This window comes from Polaribacter litorisediminis (genome assembly GCF_019968605.1).
Classification (GTDB): Bacteria; Bacteroidota; Bacteroidia; order Flavobacteriales; family Flavobacteriaceae; genus Polaribacter; species Polaribacter litorisediminis.
This window is the reverse complement of sequence record NZ_CP082966.1, coordinates 4,177,662-4,200,484: the sequence shown is the minus strand read 5'-3', so window position 1 is coordinate 4,200,484 and position 22,823 is coordinate 4,177,662. Positions and strand designations below refer to the sequence as shown.

25 protein-coding genes are annotated in these 22,823 nt (G+C 30.0%); 7 read left to right on the top strand and 18 right to left on the bottom strand.

Features of this window, described 5'->3' with window-relative positions:
• The first annotated feature begins 43 nt into the window (after window positions 1–43).
• From K8354_RS17995 to K8354_RS17985, 3 genes are all read left to right on the top strand, one after another.
• Window positions 44–907 (top strand): DUF3078 domain-containing protein, encoded by an 864-nt coding sequence (locus tag K8354_RS17995; protein WP_223444095.1) that lies wholly within the window; start codon window positions 44–46, stop codon window positions 905–907.
• A 60-nt stretch (window positions 908–967) separates the two neighbouring features.
• Window positions 968–1,885, top strand: coding sequence for a DUF3078 domain-containing protein (locus K8354_RS17990; RefSeq protein ID WP_223444093.1), 918 nt, complete (start codon window positions 968–970; stop codon window positions 1,883–1,885).
• Window positions 1,886–1,972: 87 nt separating this feature from the next.
• Complete coding sequence (locus K8354_RS17985) at window positions 1,973–3,088, top strand: CNNM domain-containing protein (protein ID WP_223444091.1); 1,116 nt, start codon at window positions 1,973–1,975, stop codon at window positions 3,086–3,088.
• A gap of 51 nt (window positions 3,089–3,139) precedes the next feature.
• On the opposite strand, the gene K8354_RS17980 is transcribed toward K8354_RS17985, so the two are convergent.
• The 15 genes from K8354_RS17980 to pdxA form a co-directional block, all read right to left on the bottom strand.
• A complete protein-coding gene (locus K8354_RS17980; protein WP_223444085.1) occupies window positions 3,140–3,652 on the bottom strand; it encodes a hypothetical protein in 513 nt (170 codons plus the stop codon).
• Between the two features lie 2 nt (window positions 3,653–3,654).
• On the bottom strand, window positions 3,655–4,056 hold the full coding sequence (locus K8354_RS17975; RefSeq protein WP_223444084.1) for a hypothetical protein: 402 nt from the start codon (window positions 4,054–4,056) through the stop codon (window positions 3,655–3,657).
• Window positions 4,057–4,187: 131 nt separating this feature from the next.
• The gene (locus tag K8354_RS17970) at window positions 4,188–4,733 is read right to left on the bottom strand and encodes a hypothetical protein (RefSeq protein WP_223444083.1); all 546 of its coding nucleotides are present in this window, start codon (window positions 4,731–4,733) and stop codon (window positions 4,188–4,190) included.
• A 5-nt stretch (window positions 4,734–4,738) separates the two neighbouring features.
• Window positions 4,739–5,143 carry a hypothetical protein gene (locus K8354_RS17965; RefSeq protein ID WP_223444082.1) on the bottom strand — a complete coding sequence of 135 codons (405 nt, stop codon included), beginning with the start codon at window positions 5,141–5,143 and terminating at the stop codon, window positions 4,739–4,741.
• 66 nt (window positions 5,144–5,209) lie between these two features.
• On the bottom strand, window positions 5,210–6,424 hold the full coding sequence (gene hflX, locus K8354_RS17960; RefSeq protein ID WP_223444081.1) for a GTPase HflX: 1,215 nt from the start codon (window positions 6,422–6,424) through the stop codon (window positions 5,210–5,212).
• A gap of 756 nt (window positions 6,425–7,180) precedes the next feature.
• Entirely contained in the window at window positions 7,181–7,465 is a 285-nt protein-coding gene (locus K8354_RS17955; protein ID WP_223444073.1) for a hypothetical protein, read from the bottom strand.
• 653 nt (window positions 7,466–8,118) lie between these two features.
• Entirely contained in the window at window positions 8,119–8,817 is a 699-nt protein-coding gene (locus K8354_RS17950; protein ID WP_223444071.1) for a LytR/AlgR family response regulator transcription factor, read from the bottom strand.
• A gap of 20 nt (window positions 8,818–8,837) precedes the next feature.
• On the bottom strand, window positions 8,838–9,152 hold the full coding sequence (locus tag K8354_RS17945; protein ID WP_223444070.1) for an Hpt domain-containing protein: 315 nt from the start codon (window positions 9,150–9,152) through the stop codon (window positions 8,838–8,840).
• Between the two features lie 521 nt (window positions 9,153–9,673).
• Entirely contained in the window at window positions 9,674–10,123 is a 450-nt protein-coding gene (locus K8354_RS17940) for an Lrp/AsnC ligand binding domain-containing protein (protein ID WP_223444069.1), read from the bottom strand.
• 88 nt (window positions 10,124–10,211) lie between these two features.
• The gene (accC, locus tag K8354_RS17935) at window positions 10,212–11,552 is read right to left on the bottom strand and encodes an acetyl-CoA carboxylase biotin carboxylase subunit (RefSeq protein ID WP_223444065.1); all 1,341 of its coding nucleotides are present in this window, start codon (window positions 11,550–11,552) and stop codon (window positions 10,212–10,214) included.
• Window positions 11,553–11,634: 82 nt separating this feature from the next.
• A complete protein-coding gene (gene accB, locus K8354_RS17930; RefSeq protein WP_223444063.1) occupies window positions 11,635–12,114 on the bottom strand; it encodes an acetyl-CoA carboxylase biotin carboxyl carrier protein in 480 nt (159 codons plus the stop codon).
• 19 nt (window positions 12,115–12,133) lie between these two features.
• Complete coding sequence (locus K8354_RS17925) at window positions 12,134–13,135, bottom strand: beta-ketoacyl-ACP synthase III (RefSeq protein WP_223444060.1); 1,002 nt, start codon at window positions 13,133–13,135, stop codon at window positions 12,134–12,136.
• A gap of 155 nt (window positions 13,136–13,290) precedes the next feature.
• Window positions 13,291–13,485 carry a 50S ribosomal protein L32 gene (gene rpmF, locus K8354_RS17920; RefSeq protein ID WP_223444057.1) on the bottom strand — a complete coding sequence of 65 codons (195 nt, stop codon included), beginning with the start codon at window positions 13,483–13,485 and terminating at the stop codon, window positions 13,291–13,293.
• 1 nt (window position 13,486) lies between these two features.
• A complete protein-coding gene (locus K8354_RS17915; protein WP_223444055.1) occupies window positions 13,487–14,023 on the bottom strand; it encodes a YceD family protein in 537 nt (178 codons plus the stop codon).
• A gap of 84 nt (window positions 14,024–14,107) precedes the next feature.
• Complete coding sequence (gene pdxA, locus K8354_RS17910) at window positions 14,108–15,142, bottom strand: 4-hydroxythreonine-4-phosphate dehydrogenase PdxA (RefSeq protein ID WP_223444052.1); 1,035 nt, start codon at window positions 15,140–15,142, stop codon at window positions 14,108–14,110.
• A 58-nt stretch (window positions 15,143–15,200) separates the two neighbouring features.
• On the opposite strand from pdxA, the gene K8354_RS17905 reads away from it, so the two are divergent.
• On the top strand, window positions 15,201–15,791 hold the full coding sequence (locus tag K8354_RS17905; RefSeq protein WP_223444050.1) for a riboflavin synthase: 591 nt from the start codon (window positions 15,201–15,203) through the stop codon (window positions 15,789–15,791).
• Here the strand turns inward: K8354_RS17905 and K8354_RS17900 are convergent.
• A complete protein-coding gene (locus K8354_RS17900) occupies window positions 15,788–16,930 on the bottom strand; it encodes a DNA polymerase III subunit (protein WP_223444048.1) in 1,143 nt (380 codons plus the stop codon). The two genes, K8354_RS17905 and K8354_RS17900, sit on opposite strands and share 4 nt — an antisense overlap.
• 196 nt (window positions 16,931–17,126) lie before the next feature.
• Here K8354_RS17900 and K8354_RS17895 point away from each other — a divergent pair, with 196 nt between their 5' ends.
• From K8354_RS17895 to K8354_RS17885, 3 genes are all read left to right on the top strand, one after another.
• Window positions 17,127–18,317 (top strand): phosphoglycerate kinase, encoded by a 1,191-nt coding sequence (locus K8354_RS17895; RefSeq protein WP_223444046.1) that lies wholly within the window; start codon window positions 17,127–17,129, stop codon window positions 18,315–18,317.
• Window positions 18,318–18,754: 437 nt separating this feature from the next.
• Window positions 18,755–19,924 (top strand): ATP-grasp domain-containing protein, encoded by a 1,170-nt coding sequence (locus K8354_RS17890; RefSeq protein ID WP_223444044.1) that lies wholly within the window; start codon window positions 18,755–18,757, stop codon window positions 19,922–19,924.
• Between the two features lie 239 nt (window positions 19,925–20,163).
• On the top strand, window positions 20,164–21,204 hold the full coding sequence (locus tag K8354_RS17885; RefSeq protein ID WP_223444042.1) for an aldo/keto reductase: 1,041 nt from the start codon (window positions 20,164–20,166) through the stop codon (window positions 21,202–21,204).
• Between the two features lie 52 nt (window positions 21,205–21,256).
• Here the strand turns inward: K8354_RS17885 and K8354_RS17880 are convergent, their stop codons facing one another.
• Together K8354_RS17880 and K8354_RS17875 are read right to left on the bottom strand one after the other, a co-directional pair.
• Window positions 21,257–22,003: a YoaK family protein gene (locus tag K8354_RS17880; protein ID WP_223444040.1), complete on the bottom strand. Its 747-nt coding sequence runs from the start codon at window positions 22,001–22,003 to the stop codon at window positions 21,257–21,259.
• A 247-nt stretch (window positions 22,004–22,250) separates the two neighbouring features.
• Window positions 22,251–22,820 carry an acyltransferase gene (locus K8354_RS17875; protein WP_223444038.1) on the bottom strand — a complete coding sequence of 190 codons (570 nt, stop codon included), beginning with the start codon at window positions 22,818–22,820 and terminating at the stop codon, window positions 22,251–22,253.
• Window positions 22,821–22,823: the final 3 nt, after the last annotated feature.

The window sequence follows — 22,823 nt, the reverse complement described above, 5'->3', positions numbered from 1 at the left end:
TAAGCAGATAATCTTATTTTTGACTTCATAAAATTGTAACTTTTTGAAGAAAACAGTCCTCCTTTTTTTTATTTTACTTTCTTTTAGCGTTTCTTCACAAAAGAAAAATGATACATTACCAAAACCAAAATGGAAAATTCATGGTAGATTCGCTTTTATCTTTAACCAATCTTCTTTTTCTAATTGGGCTTCTGGGGGAGAGAACACTGTTGCCGGAAACATCAATATAAACTACGATTTTAATTATAAAAAAAACAATGTTAACTGGGATACTAGATTAATTTCTGGATATGGCTTAAGTCATTTAAGTGAAAATGGATTAAGAAAAACAGATGATCGTTTTGAACTAAATTCTTTATTTGGTTACAAAACTTCAACCTATTGGTTTTTTTCATTTATTGCTAATTTTAGAACTCAATATACGGAAGGTTTTGATTATAGAAAAGACCCAAAAGTATCCGTTTCAAATTTCTTTTCTCCTGCATATTTAACATTTGGACCAGGTATGTTGTGGAAAAAATCTGATAATTTAAATGTCAATATTGCTCCTGCAACGGCAAGATATACGTTAGTAAACGACTTTTTTTCTGGTAAATTTGGTGTTGAAGAAGGCAAAAATACTGCTTTTAGTTTGGGTTTTAACTTATCTTCTTATTACAAGTTTAGCCTCATGGAGAATATAGAAATGGAAAATATCCTTACCCTATACACCGATTATTTAGCAAACGTAGGGAATGTAGATACCGATTACCAAACAAACATACGTTTTAAAGTAAATGATCATATTAAAATGCACATGACTTTCCATGCAATTTTTGATGATGACTCTTCTAGCCACCTTCAATTTAGACAACTATTTGGTATGGGACTTAATTATAGTTTCCATGAAAAAGTGACGTATCAATAATATTGTTGTCTTAATTACAAAAGTGTATTTTTACATACTTTAATAAAACATCAACATCAAATGAAAAAACTATTAATTTTAATTGTATTGATATGTATTGGCTATTCTGCAAAAGCGCAAACAGCAGAAGAATTAAAAAAAGAACAAGCTCCTAAAAAAGAAGCAATTGCAAAATTACAAGGTGAAGTAAAAGCTTTGCAGAAAAAAATAGATGCGCTTCCGGGTTGGAAAAAAGGTGCTTTTGGAACTATAGGCGCAAGTTTATCTGGTTTTAACAATTGGTACTCTAGAACAGCCCCCAATGCATCTGCAGGAAACATTGGTGTTTCTGTAAATGCTTTTGCTAATTTAATTGAAGAAAAATTCTTTTGGAGAAACTCAGGAGCTATCAATCTTGGCTGGGTTAAACTAGATGATGAATCTAAAACTGGTGATGAAGATTTTGAAACAGCAACAGATGTATTTACACTAACTTCTTTGTATGGTAGAAGATTGAATAAAAAATGGGAGCTTTCTGCTTTAGGCGAATACCGAACCACGCTAATAGATAACTTTAATAACCCAGGTTTTTTAGATTTTGGTGTTGGTTTTACCTGGACACCAACCAGTAGATTAGTCGTTGTAATGCATCCTGGTAACTACAATGCCATTTTTAGTAGGGGTAAAAGTATTTTTACTTCTTCTCCAGGTGCTAAATTAGTGGCTGATTATACAGCAACGCATCATAAAATAAGTATAAAATCAAATTTTTCTATGTTTCAAAGTTATAAAGACTCTAACTTAAACAACTGGAACTGGACGAATTCTTTTGGTTACAAACTATGGAAAGGAATAGGTTTGGGTTTCGATTTTGGTTTACGTAACAACAAACAAGAAGCTTTAAACAATGCTTTAATTACAGATACAACGGCTAATTTTGGTTCTATAGACAACAAAATACAATCTTATTGGTTATTTGGTGTCAGTTACTCACTCTAAAAAAACTTAAAAAATAATATTTTATAAACCTCAAGAAACTTTTGAGGTTTTTTATTTTCCGTATTTTTACATTCTAAAATTCTGTTAATGACAATATTAATAATTTACGCAATCGTTTCTATATTTTTTTCATTTTTGTGTTCTATTTTAGAAGCTGTGTTATTGAGTATAACACCTACTTTTATCAATCTTAAAAAAAATGAAGGACTTGAGTATGCAACCGAATTAGAGATTTTAAAAAGAGATGTAGACAAACCTTTAATTGCTATTTTAACGATCAATACAATTGCACATACCGTGGGTGCAATTTTAGTGGGTGTTCAAGCAAAAATTGCCTACGCAGAAATGTACGGAATCGTTGAAAAAAGTATTTTAGGAATTAAAATTACAGAAGATGTCATGGTGGGTATCGTATCTACTGTGATGACTATTTTAATTTTAGTAGCATCAGAAATTATACCTAAAACAATTGGCGCAACGTATTGGAAACAGTTAGCTAATTTTACAGCAACAACTTTAAAATTGATGATTTTTCCGTTAAAATACACGGGTATTTTATGGATTTTACAATTAACTACAAAATTGATTGGTGGCAAAGGTCATGGAAGTGTTTTAAGTAGAGAAGGCTTTTTGGTGATGACAGAAATGGCTGAGAAAGATGGTGTTTTTAAAGAAAACGAAAGTAAGGTAATTAGAAATCTTTTAGGTTTTAAGAAGATAAAAGTAAATGATGTCATGACGCCACGAATCATTTTAGAAATTGCTGATGAAAGCCAAACCATAGCCTCTTTTTATAATGAACATAAAAACTTGCGTTTTTCTAGAATTCCCGTTTTTAATGAAAACCCTGACGAAGTAACGGGTTATTTTTTAAAGAATAATCTCTTAGAAGCTATTATTAACGGAAAAGGAGAGGATACTTTAGCCTCTATTAAAAGAGATATCATCATTACCGATAGAGATTCATCAATTCCTGATTTATTTGATCAATTAATTAAAGAAAAAGAACATATTGCCTTGGTTGTAGATGAATATGGATCTGTAAGCGGACTCGTTTCTCAAGAAGACGTTATAGAAACTTTGCTTGGTTTAGAAATTATGGACGAAAGCGACTCTGTTGAAGATTTACAAGCGCATGCAAGAAAATCTTGGAAAGCTCGTGCCAAAAAAATGGATATCATTAGAAATAGAAAAGAGAAATAATTTTTTCCTACAAAGTAAAAAAAACCTCGTAGGAAAATTAAATTATTGTTTTTAAAATTCTTTTAATAAAAATTCACCATTTTCACTCTGACAATAAATTATTAAATATAAATTGTCATTTAGTGAAAAAAAGATATTATCATCTATTAATTTTTGGATAAATTTCACTTTTTCTTTAATAGATTTATTTAAAGTTACAAAAACTTTAGTAGCATTTTTTTCTTCTATAAATTTGGTGAAATCCAATTTAAATTCATCAAAATCATAGCTATCTAATTTTGATTCTAAAACCAAAGAAACAGTTTTTATAGATAAATTATCTTCCTCAACTAATTTAAACCATTCCAAATCGAATTGAGCAACTACATCATCAAATAGAAAATCTAAATTTGCTAAAATATTTTTTTTAGATGCATTTTTATATCCTAGTTTCGTTCCTTTTGTAGCAAAAAGAGTTTTAATAACTTCATTAATATAAAAATCACTTTGGTTTCTCAAATTATATTGTTGGTAATTAACTTCGATATTTAAATCTTCTATAATTTCTCTAATTATTTCTCTCATTTTTACAATAATTTTTTCAGTTTTTTTAAATCTTGACAAAAGCTATCTTCTGAAAATTCAATCATTAGATTTATCCATGCATTTATATTTATGTATTTTACTCTATTATAATCTCCAAACTCTGTATTATGAAGACCTGATATGTAAAGGCTAAAATCTATAATGTAACAATTTAACTGTTGCTTAACTTCAATATATTCATCATACACACAGCCATTAAAAAGATAGATTACAACAGAAACATCTTTATTATAAATTTCAATTGAATATCTTTTTGGTTTAATTTCTAAATCTTTATGTCTTTTAAAATCGACCATGTAAACTAAAGATTCTCTTGCTAGTTTATTTCTTTTTAAAATATCTAGTAAATTGTTATAGTGTAATCTGTCATAAAATAGTTCCATATTATTTATTTTTTAATTAATTTTAGTAGAGAGTATGAGACGTCAAAAACGGCTTGAAATAAAATATCCTACAAGATTTTCTGAATCTTGTAGGATATTTATAAGTTTTTATTTGATTTAAACTTACATAATTATTGTTTTTTAAATTCTTTGAAATAAAATTTACCCGTATCATTTTCATCCCAAATAATCAAATATAAAGTTTCATCAGCTTTAAATGAATTATAGTTATTAATTGCCTTTTGAATATATTCTTCTTTCTTTTTTAGTTCCTCTTCATTTCGATAGTCATAGGAGGTAACAAAAACTTTATCAGAGTCTGAAGCTACTAAAAGCTTATCAAAATCAACTTTTAATCCCCCAAAACTTTTATTACTTAATTCGCTTTCTAAAACTAAAGGAACACTTAACATAACTTGATCATTCGTATCACTCATTTTATACCAAACAAAATCGAACATCCATTCTCTTTCATTATATTCAAAATCTTTATAGGCAAAACGATTCTCGTGAGCTGCAGATTCATAACCTAACTTTTCTCCTTCTTGACCAAAAAGTGTTTTTATAAAATCTGTTATGTAATTGTATTTTTTATTATTAGACTCATATTCTGTATAAAAATCTTCTTTTTCTAGCGTATTTAATTTCTCTAAAATTCTTTCAATTATTTCTTTCATTTTTTTTAGTTTAAATTAAGGTTTTTTATACCTCTTAAATCTTGGCAAATTCTATCATCAGAAAATTCTAAGAGAGCGTAAAACCAGGTATTTTTGTCAAGCCATTTTAAATTTTGCACAAAATTTTTATTTTTATTCACTTTCAAAGAATAAAAATTAAAGCAAACAATATAAAAATTAGGTTTTTTCTTGATTTCTAAGTACTCAGAATTTTCAAAACCAAGAAACATAAATATAGAAACTGAAACATCATCATTAAAAATCTCAATGGAATGTTTCTTAAATTTAATTTCTAAGTTCTTGTGTCTCTTAAAATCAACGAGATAAACCAAAGCCTCTCTTGCTAGTTTATTTCTCTTTAAAATGTCTGCTAAAAAGCAGTAATCTAGTCTGTCATAAAGTAATTCCATATTATTTCTTTTTAAAATTAATATGGCTAAGGGTTTGAGACGTCAAAAACGGCTTGAGAGATAATTTTACTGATCCTCTTCCTTATATTCATGGTATAAAAAATCATTATATGGAAAACGTTGAATATGAATTTTCTTTACCTCTTGATATGTTTTTTCTTTAAAATCTTCTAAATTTTCTTTGTTTAAAGCAGAAATAAAAATCGAGTCCACATCATAATCATTCATCCAAGTTTTTTCCCAATCTTGCAGAGTGTAGTGTTCTTTTCCTTTTTCAGTAACTAGATCATCCTCTTCAATAGTTTCATGCTTGTAGGCATCAATCTTATTAAAAACCATTATTGTTGGTTTATCCCCACATTTAATATCATTTAAAATAGTATTGACAGATGCTATATGATCTTCAAAATTAGGATGTGAAATATCTACAACATGCAACAATAAGTCTGCTTCAAGCAACTCATCTAAAGTAGATTTAAAAGATTCTACCAGTTGTGTAGGTAATTTTCTAATAAACCCAACGGTGTCTGTCATTAAAAATGGAATGTTCTTAATAACAACTTTTCTAACCGTAGTGTCTAAAGTTGCAAAAAGCTTGTTTTCGGCAAAAACATCACTCTTACTAATGACATTCATCAAGGTAGATTTACCAACGTTTGTATATCCTACCAAAGCAACACGTACCATTCTACCGCGATTTTTTCGCTGAACGGCCATTTGCTTATCAATTGTTTTTAATTTATTTTTTAAAAGTACAATTCGATCATTAATAATACGCCTATCGGTCTCTATTTCTGTCTCCCCAGGCCCTCGCATTCCAATACCTCCCTTTTGTTTATCTAGGTGAGTCCAGAGTCTCGTTAAACGTGGCAATAAATATTGATGTTGCGCTAATTCTACCTGCGTTTTGGCTGAACTTGTTTGGGCTCTTTGTGCAAAAATATCTAGTATTAAATTAGTTCTGTCTAAAATTTTACAATCTAAAATCTTTTCTATGTTTCGAAGTTGCGCCGGTGATAATTCGTCATCAAAAATTGCAGTTCCTATATCATGAGAATCTATGTATGCTTTTACATCTTCTAATTTACCAGTACCTAAAAAAGTTTTAGGGTGCGGTTTTTCCATTTTTTGTACAAAACGTTTTACAACAACGCCTCCCGCCGTTTCGGTTAAAAACTCGAGTTCATCTAAATATTCTTCAGATTGAGTTTCATCTTGCTGTTGCGTAATAACACCTATTAAAACAGTCTTTTCTGAAGTGGCTTCTTTTTGTTCTATCATACAATACAAAGGTAAAAAGAAAGTTGACACCAAAAACATTTTTTGATGCCAACTAAATTAATCAACCAAACTAACTTTAATGAAAAAAACATGCAGTTATGATAAAAAAATCACATTCTATGTCTCCGAGATCAAATATAAAAGTATTACTATTAATAAAGAAATATATCCTATTTTTTAACGATAGTTTAACTATTGTTTTTAATCATTTTTTAGTGCAAAAAAAAACCTCAAAACAAATTGAGATTTTAAATAATTAATTCAAATTCTTTAACTTTTACTTTTATTTCATACAATTATTATTTAGTTCATAATTTACACATGACAAATTTACAGATATTTTATTTTTTCAAAGTTAACTCCACGTTAATTATATATATCCTTTTAGTATTTTTTTATCAACTAATAATTTATGTTTGCTAAAAATAAAACTAAGATTCTTGTATCAAGTTTAACTTATAAGAACAATCGCATGGTATAACTTTAGCACTTTACGTCAATTTAAATTTATAATATGACATGAATAGATTCCATTATTTTTGATTTATTGAAATTAAAAACAAGCTATAAAACCTTTTTTGATAAGGGTATTTTTTTTGATAAAAAGTAAGTAGAAATTCACATAAAAATTAGTTCATATTTTAGTGAAAAATTAATTTTGGTAAATAGGTAGATTGTCTGAACACCTTCGTATATTTTTTTCTAAAAAAAATATCAGTCATAGCGATTGCTTTACTTTTGTTTTACTGATATTTTCTAATTTCCAGCAAAAGGCGTACCAAAAATGCCCACCGCAAGCTCTGCCCAAATGAGTAGAAAAACAATTGCAATAGTAATAATTGCGAAAATTCTATATTTTAATTTCCCTATTTTTCGCCAAGAAAAATCTAATAGTACCCCAGTTCCGACGAGTAATAATCCAACAATTAAAAAGTCAAATACTTTCCAATTTACTTCGTCAGTAACTTGCATGGCAATTAACGGAATGAATAATATCAGCACTGTAATGACTAAAATAATTTTAAATCTATTGTTTTTCATGAGAATATATATTTAATTTCAAAGGCTGTTGATATAACCTACAATCTATCCTTTAAGTTCATTATAAAATATAAAATGAGTACTTATTTGGTTAAAAATAATCGTGTATCCCAGCTATTGAAAGTAGGCATATGTATTGCAAACAATATCTAAAACCAATGAATTCAATAAAAATTTTAAAAGAACTTTCTATTCAGCCATTTAATATCATTGTAGACGATAACACTGCAATAAATCGTTTCTTTTTCGTGTACTTTTTATTAAAAAAATGACCGTAATGAACGTTAAGCTAATTCTTTTTTAATGAAAATAAATCAAAAAATAATTTAGAAAAACTTGATCTCCCTATGAAATTAAAATGTTGAAATTGAAATTTAAAACTTATTACCTTTCAAAGATCTGCGTTGATTTAAGATAATCTAAACTTTTAGATTTTACACTGCAAAACATGAAATAAAACATGGCATAAAAAAGGGCTGATAAAAATCAGCCCTGTATTGTTTAAATTTATAAATCCCCCAACTTATAATAATGTTTTACAATACTTTTTAAAATTAACTATTTTTTCAATCCATCATAGTGCTATATCGATAATTGAATGATTATTAACGATGAATAGCAGAAAAGTATCGATTACTTGTAAAATTTATTATTTACAGTAAGTTCAATTTTTTCATTAGTTCACCTTTATTTGATCTACTTACTGGGATTACTTCTTTCTTAATTAAAACTGTATTATCTTCTATATCTATAATTTTTGCGGTATTGATAATAAAAGATCTATGCACCTTAAAAAATAACGTTGATGGTAATTTATCATTAATTTTTTTTAAACTAGAATGTACAAGGTAGTTTTTATGTTCAGTTTTTATATTTATGTAATCACCTTTTGCCTCAATAATATAAATATCTGATATTATGATTTTTACAAGCCTTTTATCAACATTTACAAATAAGAATTCAGAGCTCATTTTTTCTTCGGAACTCAGTGCTGTTTGGGGTGAGAGAGCAGCTAATTTTTCTAACGATTGCTGAAATCGGTTTTTGGATATCGGTTTTACTAAATAATCTACCACTCCTTTATATTCAAATGCTTTTAAGGCTAAATTTTTATCCGAAGTCGTTAAAATAATTTTCGGTAATTTTTTTAAGGTTTTAATAAAATCAAAGCCCGAAAAGGTTGGCATATGAATATCTAAATAGACCAAATCTACTTCGGTAGTATTTAGATATTTTATAGCTTCTATGGCAGAAGAAAATTCTTCTAACACCTGCACTTGTTCTGATTTTGAGCAAAGTTGCTTGATAATTAACCTGGCAGTAGCATCATCGTCTACAATAATACAATTCATTTTACGAATCCAATTAAAAATTACTTAAATAAATATACATGAATTTTATCAATAACTTTTAAAAAAACAGCATGTAATTTAGTGTTTCCCATTTTTAAAGCAAGTTCAAATTCAGAAGCTGTTGCTGCCCCTTCCTGCATTCCTAATAAACCAATTTTATGTTTTATTTTATGCACATTATAAGAAGCCTCAACATAGTTTTTTAATTGAAAATTATGTTTGAAAAGCTGAACCTCTTCAGGAAATTCTATTTTAATGATGTCTAGCATACTTTTTTCAAAATCAGCATCATCTCCTGATAATTCTTTTATAAAAGATAAGTTGGGCTGCTCCATAAGACCTAAAATTAGAGATTTTTATAAAAATTCAACTATTAAATAAAATTACTTTTGTCTCATTTTTTACCAAGATAAACTGGTTTTTGTGCGAATCAGCTATAAAAAAGTAACTGTATTTATGTTGTCTATAGATTTTAAATACTTTGTAAAATAAGGAGAAATACCAAAAACCAAAAACTTTTGCAACTCGTTTTTCAAAAAAGAAATAGGCATAATTAGATAGTTTCTTAAAACTGATAAAAATCTAACTCTGTTCATTCTAGGCATGTTCACATAAGAAATCATTAGATTACACAAAACTTTACTATTTAAATATTTATGGGCCTTTTCACCACCTAATGGATTTATCATTATGAGCAGGAAAATAAATTTTTTGGCATCCTTTTTTAAATTTTAATCTTTTAATTGTATCATCATTTACAAATAGTATTAACAAAATTCCACTGAATACTATTTATGAAATAGGTTGCCTTTATACTTTCTTCTCTAGCTATTTTTTAGGATATGCTTTCTAAAATCTAAATACTAATCTGTCTATCAATCTGTTGATCTAAAGAGATAAAGGTTTCAGTTCTAGAGACTCCTTTTATATTTTGAATATCTTTGTTTAAAAGATGCATTAAATCTTCATTGTTTTTACACAATATCTTTATAAAAATAGCATAATTTCCTGTTGTATAATGACTTTCTACAACTTCTGGAATTTCTTTTAGTCTTTTAACCGCAGATGAATACAAACTCGATGAATCTAAAAAAACCCCTACAAAAGCTGTCGTTGTATACCCTAAAGACTTTGGGTTTAACACCATTCTATACCCATCAATAAGTTCAGATTTTTCTAATTTTCTTAATCTTTGATGTATAGCTGCGCCAGAAATACCAACCTCTCTAGCAATACTTAATACAGGTGTTCTTGCATCTTTTACTAATCTTTTAATAATAATTTTATCAATTCCGTCAATTTTCATAGGTATATTATTTTAGCCTAAAGATAAAAAAATAGAGAATACAAACATGTATTCTCTATTTTAATCTTATTTTAAATCTAAACGTTACTTATGCTTTCATTTCAAAATCTTCCATAAATTTAGTGGTATAGTTTCCGGCCACATAGTCTGGATGTTCCATTAATTGTCTGTGAAAAGGTATGGTCGTTTTAACCCCTTCGATAACAAACTCATCTAAAGCTCTTTTCATTTTATTAATTGCTTCTTCTCTAGTCTGAGCAGTAACAATTAATTTTGCAATCATAGAATCATAATTTGGCGGAATCATATATCCTGCATACACGTGTGTATCCATTCTAACTCCATGACCTCCAGGAGCATGAAAGGTGGTTATTCTTCCTGGTGCTGGTCTAAAATTGTTATGAGGATCTTCTGCATTAATTCTACATTCTATAGAATGTAGTTGCGGATAGTAGTTTTTTCCAGAAATAGGTACCCCAGCTGCTACTAAAATTTGCTCGCGGATTAAATCATAATTTACAACTTCTTCCGTAATAGGGTGCTCTACTTGAATACGAGTATTCATCTCCATAAAGTAGAAATTTCTATGTTTATCAACCAAAAACTCTACCGTTCCTGCACCTTCATATTTTATAAATTCAGCGGCTTTTACTGCTGCATTACCCATATTTTCTCTCAATTCATCCGTCATAAAAGGAGAAGGAGTTTCTTCTGTTAACTTTTGATGACGTCTTTGCACAGAACAGTCTCTTTCTGATAAATGGCAGGCTTTTCCATAAGAATCTCCTACAATCTGAATTTCGATATGTCTTGGCTCTTCAATGAGTTTTTCCATATACATATCATTGTTCCCAAAAGCAGCTTTACTTTCTTGTCTTGCAGAATCCCAAGCATCTTTTAAATCTTCAGCTTTCCAAACTGCGCGCATTCCTTTACCGCCACCTCCAGCAGAAGCTTTTAACATAACAGGGTAACCCGTTTCTTTTGCTAGTTTTTCACACTCTTGAAAATCAGTAATAACCCCTTCAGAACCAGGTACACAAGGTACACCTGCTTTTTTCATGGTTGATTTAGCATTTGCTTTGTCTCCCATTTGATCAATCATACTACCTGTAGCCCCAATAAATTTAATGTTATGCTCTTCGCACAAATTCGAAAATTTTGCGTTTTCTGATAAAAAACCATATCCGGGATGTATGGCATCTGCATTTGTAATTTCTGCCGCAGATATAATATTAGACATTTTAAGGTAAGATTCCGCGCTTGACGGTGGTCCAATACAAACAGCTTCATCGGCAAATCTAACATGTAAACTTTCTGCATCCGCCGTAGAATAGACTGCTACAGTTTTTATGCCCATTTCCTTGCAAGTTCTTATGACACGCAGTGCAATTTCACCTCTATTGGCAATTAATATTTTTTTAAACATAAGATAAGAGTTTTGAGTTATGAGTTTTGAGTTATGAGTTAGAAAATCTACTATCTAAACTACAAAATCTAAACCCTTTCTATTAAGATGGATCTACTAAAAATAAAGGCTGATCGAACTCTACCGGAGAAGAATCGTCTACTAAAACTTTTACAATTTTACCCGAAACTTCAGATTCAATTTCATTGAATAATTTCATTGCTTCGATAACACAAACCGTATCTCCAATACTAATATCTGTACCAACTTCCACAAAATTAGGTTTGTCTGGAGCTGGTTTTCTATAAAAAGTACCAATTATGGGCGATTTAACTGTAATGTATTTGGAGTCCTCGCTTTCTGCTGCTTTTGCAGGAGCTGGTGTTTCGGCAACCTGCTGCACAACAGGAGCTGGAGCCGATTGTGGCATATTGCTCATAGGTGCAGCTTGTACAATTGTTGTTTCAGTTTTTCCTGAACCTGTTTTAATTGTAATCTTTATATCTTCCATTTCTAACTTTACCTCGCTAGCGCCAGATTTAGCTACAAATTTTATAAGATTTTGAATCTCCTTAATATCCATTCTTATTATTATTTAATTATTATTTTTTTGAATTATATGCCCATTTTAAATAAATAGCGCCCCAAGTAAAACCTCCACCAAATGCTGCAAAAATTAAGTTATCTCCTTTTTTAAGTTGATTTTCATAATCGGATAATAAAAGTGGTAACGTGGCAGATGTTGTATTTCCATATTTTTGAATATTCATCATTACTTTATCATCGTTAACCCCAACTCTTTTTGCTGTTGCTTCAATAATTCTTTTATTTGCTTGATGTGGCACTAACCATTGAATATCTACTTCAGTAAGATTATTTCTTGTTAACATTTTTTCTGAAACATCTGCCATATTAGATACTGCATATTTAAAAACCGTTTTTCCTTCTTGATATACGAAATGTTTTTTCTGTTGCACAGTTTCTATTGTCGGTGGCATTATAGAACCACCTGCTTCAATTCTCAAAAAATCTCTTCCTATACCATCACTTCTTAAATACTCATCTTGCAGCCCCAAACCTTCATTGTTTGGCTCAAATAATGCAGCTCCTGCACCATCACCAAAAATAATACAAGTTGCTCTGTCTTTATAATCTATAATAGAAGACATCTTATCGGCGCCAATTAAAAGTACTTTTTTGTATCTACCAGACTCTATATAACTAGCTGCTGTAGACATTCCGAATAAAAAACTAGAACACGCTGCTTGCAAATCATAAGAAAATGCATTGACAGCACCAATTTGTGAAGCTACATAAGCTGCTGTTGATGCAACTGGTAAATCTGGAGTTGCCGTAGCAACAATTACCAAATCTATATCTTCTGATTTTGAGTTTGATCTTTCTAATAAATCTTCGGCTGCTTTTATAGCCATAAAAGAAGTACCTAAACCTTCTCCTTTAAGAATTCTTCGCTCCTTAATCCCTGTTCTAGTAGTAATCCATTCATCATTTGTATCTACATAGGATTCTAATTCCTTATTCGTTAAGATGTAATCAGGAACATATTTTCCTACTGCCGTAATTGCTGCAGAGATTTTTGTCATAATTAAGGTTTGTTTTCTTAAGTTTAGAATATTCAAAAGTAGTGAAAATTATTTCACGTTTTACCCTATTTTACCTCTAAAGAATGGTAATTTATCTTAAAAACGTAAAAAAACCCTCAAAGTTGAGGGTTTTTGGGTTTCTTTATAGGTGTCTGTTAAGCTTCTGCTGATGCAGATTCTAAAACAATTTGACCTCTGTAATATAATTTTCCTTCGTGCCAGTGAGCTCTGTGGTATAAGTGAGATTCACCAGTTGTTGGGTCTGTAGCAATCTGTTGATACGATGCTTTATAATGTGTTCTCCTTTTATCTCTTCTTGTTTTGGATATTTTTCTTTTAGGATGCGCCATTTTATGTCTTTTTTTCTGTTATTAAATTCTTTAATTTATCCCATCTTGGGTCTGTAGTTTCTACAGTTTTTACTTTCTTTATCTCTAATTCTCTCAATTTATTTAATGCTTCAGATTTCATTGTACCATCTAAAACTTTAGGATGTACTCTTTTGTTAGGAACTGCTAAAATTATCATTTCATAAATAAACTGTGCAACATTCATTTCATAAGCTTCATGAGGAAGTATTAAAATTTCTTCATTATCATCATTATATTCTGGACCAAACTTTACAACTAAAGGCAATTCAGATATTATTTCTTGGTGATATAACTCATTTGTTACATCACAAGGAACTTCAACCGAACCCTCTGCCGTAAAAACTAGCTCAAATAATGTGCTTTTTTTTACAAATGTTAATAAAACTTTTATTGATGAACTGGTAAATTCATCAAAATTAAAAGCTTCAAAGAACGTATTCTCAATAGTATAACTAAATACATGACTTCCTTCTTTTAATCCTACAAACGGTATGTTGAATTGTTTCAAGTCTTTCATTATCAAACATCAATTGAGCGGGCAAAGATACAAAAAAATGTATTTCTGCAATATATTATATAAAAAAAAGAATATTCTTTCTTTTTATTTTACAACCAACGGGTTTTTTGTCAATTCTTTATATTCATTTCTCGTGTTAAAAATCTTTAATGCCGTGAATAAAGCCTCTTTAAATGAAGAGGGATTTGCTAGATTTTTACCAGCAATATCATAGCCTGTACCATGATCTGGTGAAGTTCTAATATGATCTAAACCTGCCGTAAAATTTACTCCTTTACCAAAAGACAACGCTTTAAAAGGCGCTAAACCTTGATCGTGATAGCTTGCTAAAACACCATCAAATTGCTTGTAAGTTTCAGAACCAAAAAAGCCATCGGCTGCATAAGGACCAAAAACCAGCTTGCCAGTCTCCTTAATTTCTTCAATAGTTGGTCGTATTATTTTATCATCTTCCTCTCCAATAACTCCTTTATCTCCGCAATGCGGATTTAAAGACAAGACCGCAATTTTTGGTTTATCGATTCCGAAATCTTGTTTTAAAGAGGTATACATCGTTTCAACTTTACTCTTAATAACTTCTGGAGTAATCGATTCGGCAACCTTGGCAATAGGAATATGACCCGTAATTAAACCAATTCTTAATTGATCTGTCATTAAAATCATTAAACTTTTACCTTCTAAATTGGCTTCTAAATATTCTGTATGGCCCGGAAAATTAAAAGTATCCGATTGTATATTTTCTTTGTTGATAGGCGCAGTAATTAAAACATCAATGGCATCTTCCTTTAAATGCTTTACTGCAGAAGCTAACGATTTTGCGGCATAGTCTCCAGAAATTTTAGTCGCTTTTCCTAATTCTATAGCAACCTCTTCTTTCCAAATATTTAAAATATTAATTTTTGAGTGATTTATTTGCGTTATGGATGTAATTCCGTGCACAGGAATTTCTATTCCCAATGCTTTTTTATGATAAGAAATGGTTTTTGTTGTTCCAAACAACACTGGAGTACAAAACTCTAACATTCTTTTATCTTCAAAAGTTTTTAAAATTACTTCAATACCAATTCCGTTTAAATCTCCTATTGAAATTCCTACAATTATTTTCTCAGATTTATCCATAGATGTCTTGTAATATTACTATTTTTGATAGGTACAAAAGTAACCAAATTTTAGAGATATGTTTACAGGAATTATAGAAACACTTGGATCAGTAAAAAATATTGTAAAAGAGCAAGAAAATGTTCATTTAACAATAAAAAGTGATATTACAAATGCATTAAAAATAGATCAGAGTGTTGCACATAACGGTGTATGTTTAACGGTTGTTGATATTAAAAATGATGAATATACCGTAACGGCTATTAAAGAAACTTTGGATAAAAGCAATATTGGAAAACTGAAACTAGATCACATCGTGAATCTAGAACGCGCCATGAAATTAGGAGACCGATTAGACGGACATATAGTGCAAGGCCACGTAGATGAAACGGGGGTTTGTATAGGCATAAAAGATGAAAACGGAAGTACATTGTGCACTTTTAAATATATTTCTAACCAAAACAACATCACCATAGAAAAAGGTTCTATTACAGTAAATGGTGTTAGTTTAACGGTTGTGAATTCTAAAAAGGACGAATTTAGTGTTGCAATTATTCCCTATACTTGGCAACATACCACTTTTAAAACCTTACAAATTAATGATGTTGTAAATTTAGAGTTTGATGTAATTGGAAAATATGTTGCTAGATTAACAGCTTACAATAACTAAACCTTCTCTTCTTTTTTGTGTAAAAATCGAGTTAATTTCATAGAAAGATCTAACAAAATAATTTTTGAATTTCCATTTCTTTCAATATGATACATTGCCTCATTGAGTTCTTTTTCGATATCTAAAATATTTCCTGAATGTACAAATGGAGCGAATTTTGATAAATCAAAACCCGATTTTGAATTCATAAAAACCAACTGATCAGACTTATAGTTTAACAAAAGTGCTTGTCTAAAAAATTGTAAGCAATATTCTAAAAATTGTTTTTGTGTTTCTCTTCCTGTTTTTGCAATCGTATCAGACCAAGAAATTAATTGTTGCACTACTGCAGGGTTTCCTTTGGCTCTAAACGCAGTTCTAATCCAATCAACAAACCATTTTTCAAAAACCAAATCATTTCCGTCATTTTGCAATAAATGAAGGGCTTTGTTAAAATTTCCTTCTGCTTGATGCGCAATTTTCGCCGCTTCATTATCTGCAACCTGATAGTTTACACTTAAAGAATTAGCAATATCTTGCTCACTTAAAACAGGAAAATGTAACGCTTGACATCTCGATGTAATGGTGTTTATAATCTGCTCTTCATTTTCTGTAATCAGCAAGAAAACCGTTTTTTGCGGAGGCTCTTCTATGAGTTTTAATAATTTATTAGCCGCAGAAATGTTCATTTTTTCTGCCATCCAAATAATCATCACCTTAAAACCACCTTCGTAACTTTTTAATTTTAACTTTTTTACAACGGCTTCCGCTTCATCAACACCAATTAAACCTTGTTTATTTTCTACGCCAATATGTTGCAACCAATTAAATAAACTTCCGTAAGGTTGGGAGGCAATAAACGAGCGCCAATCTTCTATAAACAAATTACTTACTGCATTTTTTTTCACAGCATCATTTGTTGTAACAGGAAAGGCAAAATGCAAATCTGGATGCTGTAATTTACCACACTTTATAGTACAAGCCTCTTTATTGTCAGAAAAATTACACAATAAAAATTGTGCATACGCTATTGCCATGGGCAACGTACCGCAACCTTCTTTACCAACAAATAATTGGGCATGCGGAATTCTGCCATTTTCAGCAGAAGTCTGCAAATGTTTTTTAATATGTTCTTGACCTATAATCTGGTTGAAAAGCATGGACAAATATAAAAAATTAGTTCGCCATTAATTCGCAATTCATAATTTAAAAAATCAAAATAAAAGAACTTTTAGACTGGGAAACTCTTTGCGCCTTATAAAGTTCTTAATTTACGCAAACGTTAACTTAAATTTTAAGTTATCCGTTTCAATAAACGTAAATAAAAAAGTATTTTTGTTAAAAATACATCTAAAAATGAAAACACTAAACAATTTTAATTTCAAAAATAAAAAAGCAATCATTCGCGTAGATTTTAATGTGCCTTTAAATGATCAATTTGAAGTAACAGATGCCACGAGAATTGAGGCTGCAAAATCTACTATTATTAAGGTTTTAGAAGATGGCGGAAGTTGCGTTTTAATGTCGCATTTAGGAAGACCAAAAGGTGTTGTTAATGATGCATTTTCTTTAAAACATATTGTTGCCAAGGTTAAAGAAATTATGGGTGTTCAAGTAAAATTTGTAGAAAACTGTGTAGGTGAAAAAGCAGAGGAGGCAGTTGCAAATTTAGAAGATGGTGAAATTTTATTACTAGAAAATCTTCGTTTTCATCCGGAAGAAGAAAAAGGTGATGTTGCTTTTGCTGAGAAATTATCTAAGTTAGGTGATATTTATGTAAATGATGCTTTTGGCACTGCTCACAGAGCGCACGCATCTACTACCATTATTGCACAATTTTTCGAAGACCGTAAATGTTTTGGAAACTTATTGGCAAGAGAAATTGAAAGCATCGATAAAGTTTTAAACAATTCTGAAAAACCCGTTTTAGCAATTCTAGGTGGTGCAAAAGTATCTTCTAAAATTACAGTAATTGAAAATATTTTAGATAAAGTAGATCATTTAATTATTGGTGGCGGAATGAGTTTTACTTTTATAAAAGCAGAGGGCGGAAAAATTGGAAACTCTATTTGTGAGGATGATAAAATGGAATTAGCACTTGACATTCTAAAACAAGCGAAAGCTAAAAATGTTCAAATTCATATTCCTGTGGATGTTGTTGCTGCCGATAATTTCAGCAATGATGCAAATACCCAAATTTGTGACATTGATTCAATTCCTGATGGCTGGGAAGGTGTTGATGCTGGACCAAAATCAAGAGAAATTTTTGATGGAATTGTAAATCAATGTAAAACGATTCTTTGGAACGGTCCTTTAGGGGTTTTTGAAATGGAATCGTTTGCTGCAGGTACAATTGCTTTGGGTCATTCTATTGATAAAGCAACTAAAAATGGTGCATTTTCTCTAGTTGGTGGTGGTGATTCTGTTGCGGCTGTAAAACAATTTGGTTTTGCGGATAAAGTAAGTTATGTTTCTACTGGTGGTGGTGCTATGTTAGAAATGTTGGAAGGGAAATCTTTACCAGGAATTGAAGCCATCTTAAAATAAGCTTTTAACATCAATTTAATTCTATCATGGATTCTTTTCTGCTTACTTTTTATCAAAAAAAGTATAGCAACGAAGATGATGATTATTTTTAATTGAAATGCGTTAAAAAATTAAATTGGTAAAAGATCTTTAAGCTCCTATAATATGACATTTATAAAGCTATAATTTACGAATTTTTGTAATAGAACATGGACAAAATTTAAAAGGTATGCAGAATTGTATACCTTTTTTATTCCTTATGAAAATCCTTAAAAACAATAGAATTCTAGTTGTAACTTTACATCAAATATGGATGTTATCAATGGTTTAATGTATACACATGTATGGATTCTAAAAAATCGTTACATAAAAGGCAGGCACTCCACAATTACATTGGTGATAATTTGATTACAAAACAACGAACAAAAAACCGCCTAATAAATATAATAAATTGTTAAATGTACTTAATAGATAAACCCTATATTTCAGATTTTCTTGTCACTACAATCAAGGAAAATAAGTATCCTATTGTTGCAACAAAAGAGGCCAAAGAATTAGTAACGGATGCTTCTCTAAATTGGATTAGCGAAAAAGACGCTGTTTCCTATATCAAAGAGAATCTACATAAACCAATATATTCTAATTCAGAAAATGCTTTAAGTTGGATAGAAAATAACTTTGGCGAAAGTGAATTATCAAAACAAATCAATATTTTTAAAGACAAAGTTGCCTTTAGAGAGCATGTTAAGACGATTTTTCCAGATTTTAAGTTTCAAAAAATAAAATTACAAGACATACAAAATATCACAACAGAAGAATTATCATTTCCATTTGTTATCAAACCGTCCGTAGGTTTTTTAAGTATTGGTGTTTATATCATCGAAGATAAAAACGATTGGGAAAATGCAAAAAAAGAGATAAATTCAGGAAATCTGAAAAGTATTTTCCCGAAAAATGTGCTTGACACCTCTTATTTTATCATTGAAGATTTTATACAAGGCGAGGAATTCGCCATAGATTATTATCATAATGATAAGGGAGCGGTTGTGATTTTAAATATCTTGCATCACATATTTTCATCAGGAACAGATACAAGCGATAGAGTGTATTCGACTTCAAAAGAAATTATTTATAAGCATAAAACTGAATTAGAAAACTTTTTAAACAAAATTGGCAATCAATTAAACTTGAAAAATTTCCCAGCGCACGCAGAGGTAAGAATAGATGAAAATGGCAACATAATACCTATTGAAATTAACCCATTACGTTTTGGTGGTTGGTGCACAACCGCTGATTTGTCAGGAATTGCCATAGGTTTTAATTCTTATAAATACTTTTTTGAAAACAAACATCCTAATTGGGATAATATATACGAGGGCAAAGAAAACGACGTATTCAGCCTTATTGTTTTAGATAATAATTCAGGAATTATTTCGAATAAGATTGCTGCGTTTGATTATAAAGCACTTGCAAATGATTTTGAAAATCCTGTTTTAGTGAGACCATTAGATATCAATAAATATCCCCTTTTCGGTTTTGTTTTTGTAAAAACTGATTATAAAAATAAAGACGAATTATACCATATTCTTACATCAAATTTAAGAAAATATATACGCTTAAAAGAATAAAAACGAACGCCCAAAAACAACTATACAATGTACCGATAAGACCAGCGCTAAATGAATTTGTTTACGAATTCAATTTGATTATATCCTAAACTTTTAAAAGTTAAGAATCCCGTTTGTAAATTCTCTGTTAAAATTACTAGTTTGCTATTTTATGAAAGTTTAAACTTTTAATTTTGTGCCCATTCCATTTTTTTAATAATGGCCTACTGAAACTAATCAACAATTACACTTTAAAATATATGAAATACACAACTTTACCAAACACCGATATTAAAGTTTCTAAAATTTGTTTAGGAACCATGACTTGGGGAAACCAAAATACACAAGAAGAAGCCTTTGAACAGATGGATTATGCGCTAGAACAAGGTGTTAACTTTTTTGATGTAGCAGAATTGTATCCTGTTCCTGCAACGCCAGAAACGTATGCAGAAACTGAAAGAATTATTGGTAATTGGTTTCAAAAAACTGGCAACAGAAGCAAAGTTGTTTTAGCAAGTAAAATTGCTGGCGGTGGTGATTATACAGCACATGTTAGAACTGGTGGATTCAACAAACAAAACATTATAGATGCAGTACAAGGAAGCTTAAAACGTTTGCAAACTGACTATATTGATTTGTATCAATTGCACTGGCCAGATCGAGGTGTAAATTGTTTTGGTGTCAGAGATTATCCTTATAAAACATCCACCAAAGAAGCAGAAAAGCATTTAGAAATTTTAGAAACTTTAAACGATTTTGTAAAAGCAGGAACGATAAAAGCAATTGGCCTATCTAATGAAACTCCTTGGGGAACCATGAAATATTTGCAAACTGCAGATACAAATCATTTAGTGAGACCATCTACGATTCAGAATTCATATTCTTTGATTCATAGAGCTTATGAATATGGATTGTCTGAAGTTTCGATGAGAGAAAATATTGGTTTATTGGCATATTCACCGTTAGCACAAGGTGTTTTATCTGGTAAATATTTAAATGGAAATTTACCTGAAGGTGCAAGAGGAACTTTATTTCCGCGGTTTATTGCCCGTTATATGGGAGACGGTTCTTTAGAAGCTGTAAAAAGATATGAAGCTATTGCGAAAAAAAACGGAATTACATTATCGGAAATGTCATTAGCATTTATAAATCAATTACCGTTTGTAACTAGTAATATTATTGGTGCTACAAAATTGAGTCAATTAAAAGAAAATATCAATTCTATTCATATCGAATTATCCGAAGAAACTTTAAAAGAGATTGAGGAAGTTCATAAGGAAATTCCGAATCCTGCGCCATAACATTGAGTAGTTTTTCAATATTCAACGAATAGCATAAAAAAATCCAAAGTAATTATTTTACTTTGGATTTTCTATGTTTAAATTTCCTTCTAGTTTTCATAAATTGATATCTAAAATCGTCATAAAACAGACTTATTACTAAAATTATTGCTCCAAAAATAAGGGTGTTTAATTTTAAATCAAGTCTAGAATACATAAATCCGCCGATTAATCCACCCATAAAAAAGAAACAAATTATAAAAAGTCTCAGTTTTATAGTGGCTGTAATTTTTTCTCGATGAGGATGCGTTTCTGGAAAAAACAATTGAGATAATTCAATTCCTAAATCTGTAAATAATCCTGTTAAATGCGTTGTTCTAACAATTGCGTTCGAAATTTTAGTTACAAAAGAGTTTTGCATACCCATTGAAAAAAGAAGTAAGCAAATAATTAAATTAGGGTATTTTATTACAACAAGATCACTTATAACTGCAATTGAGATAAATATAAAAGATTCAATTAAAATTGGTATTACAAAAACGTTTAACTTTTTATTTTCTCTAAATGTTTCTATTAAAAAACTTGATGAGAAAGAACCAAAGAGAAATGAAAAAATATATAGAAAATAAATGGTTCCTTTCCAAACCTTAAATTCTGCAACATCATTTATAAACAATGCAAAATGACCAGTTACATTAGTTGCCAGTTGCTTAAAAGCTAAAAAACCTGTAACATTTACAATTCCGGCTACAAAAGACAAGATAGAAGCAATTCTTAAATTGTGTTTTAAAGTTCTACTTTTGCCTTGATGTCTAAACATTTTGGTTCAATTTATTTCAATATTTTAAAAGGAGAAAATGAAGATTTTGAAAAAACTTAATGACTAATAACATATAAAAAACTCCCTATAACTTCGCCAACATTATAGAATGCCCCAATAATAAAAAGAACAGAAAATAATTCGATACTTACATTTAAAATCTTTTTTTCTTTTTGTGATAATACTTGATATTTTACCATCAATTTATCAAAAAAAAATCAATTTCTTTGGCTTCCATATATTTGCATTATATTTTAGTTACGCTATTATCCTTCAATTGATACTCTTCACCACTCTCTTTACAAGTTGCTAAACCATCAGCATTGAAATTTAGGGTATGACCAAATTCACTAACCCAACCAATTTGTTTTGACGGATTCCCAACAACCAAAGCATACGGTAACACTTCTTTGGTAACCACTGCTCCTGCACCAATAAACGCGAACTCGCCAATAGTATTACCGCAAACAACCGTTGCATTTGCACCAATCGTTGCTCCTTTTTTAACAAGCGTTTTTAAATATTCATTTTTTCTGTTGATAGCACTTCTTGGGTTCATCACATTTGTAAAAACCATAGACGGACCTAAAAAAACATCATCTTCACAAATGACACCCGTGTAAATAGAAACGTTATTTTGTACTTTAACATTATTTCCTAAAACAACGTTTGGAGAAATCACAACATTTTGTCCTAAATTACAATCATTACCAATAGTACAATTGGACATGATATGGCTAAAATGCCAAATTTTAGTACCTTTCCCAATGGAAGAATGATCATCTATAACCGCCGTTTCGTGTGCAAAATAATCCATAAA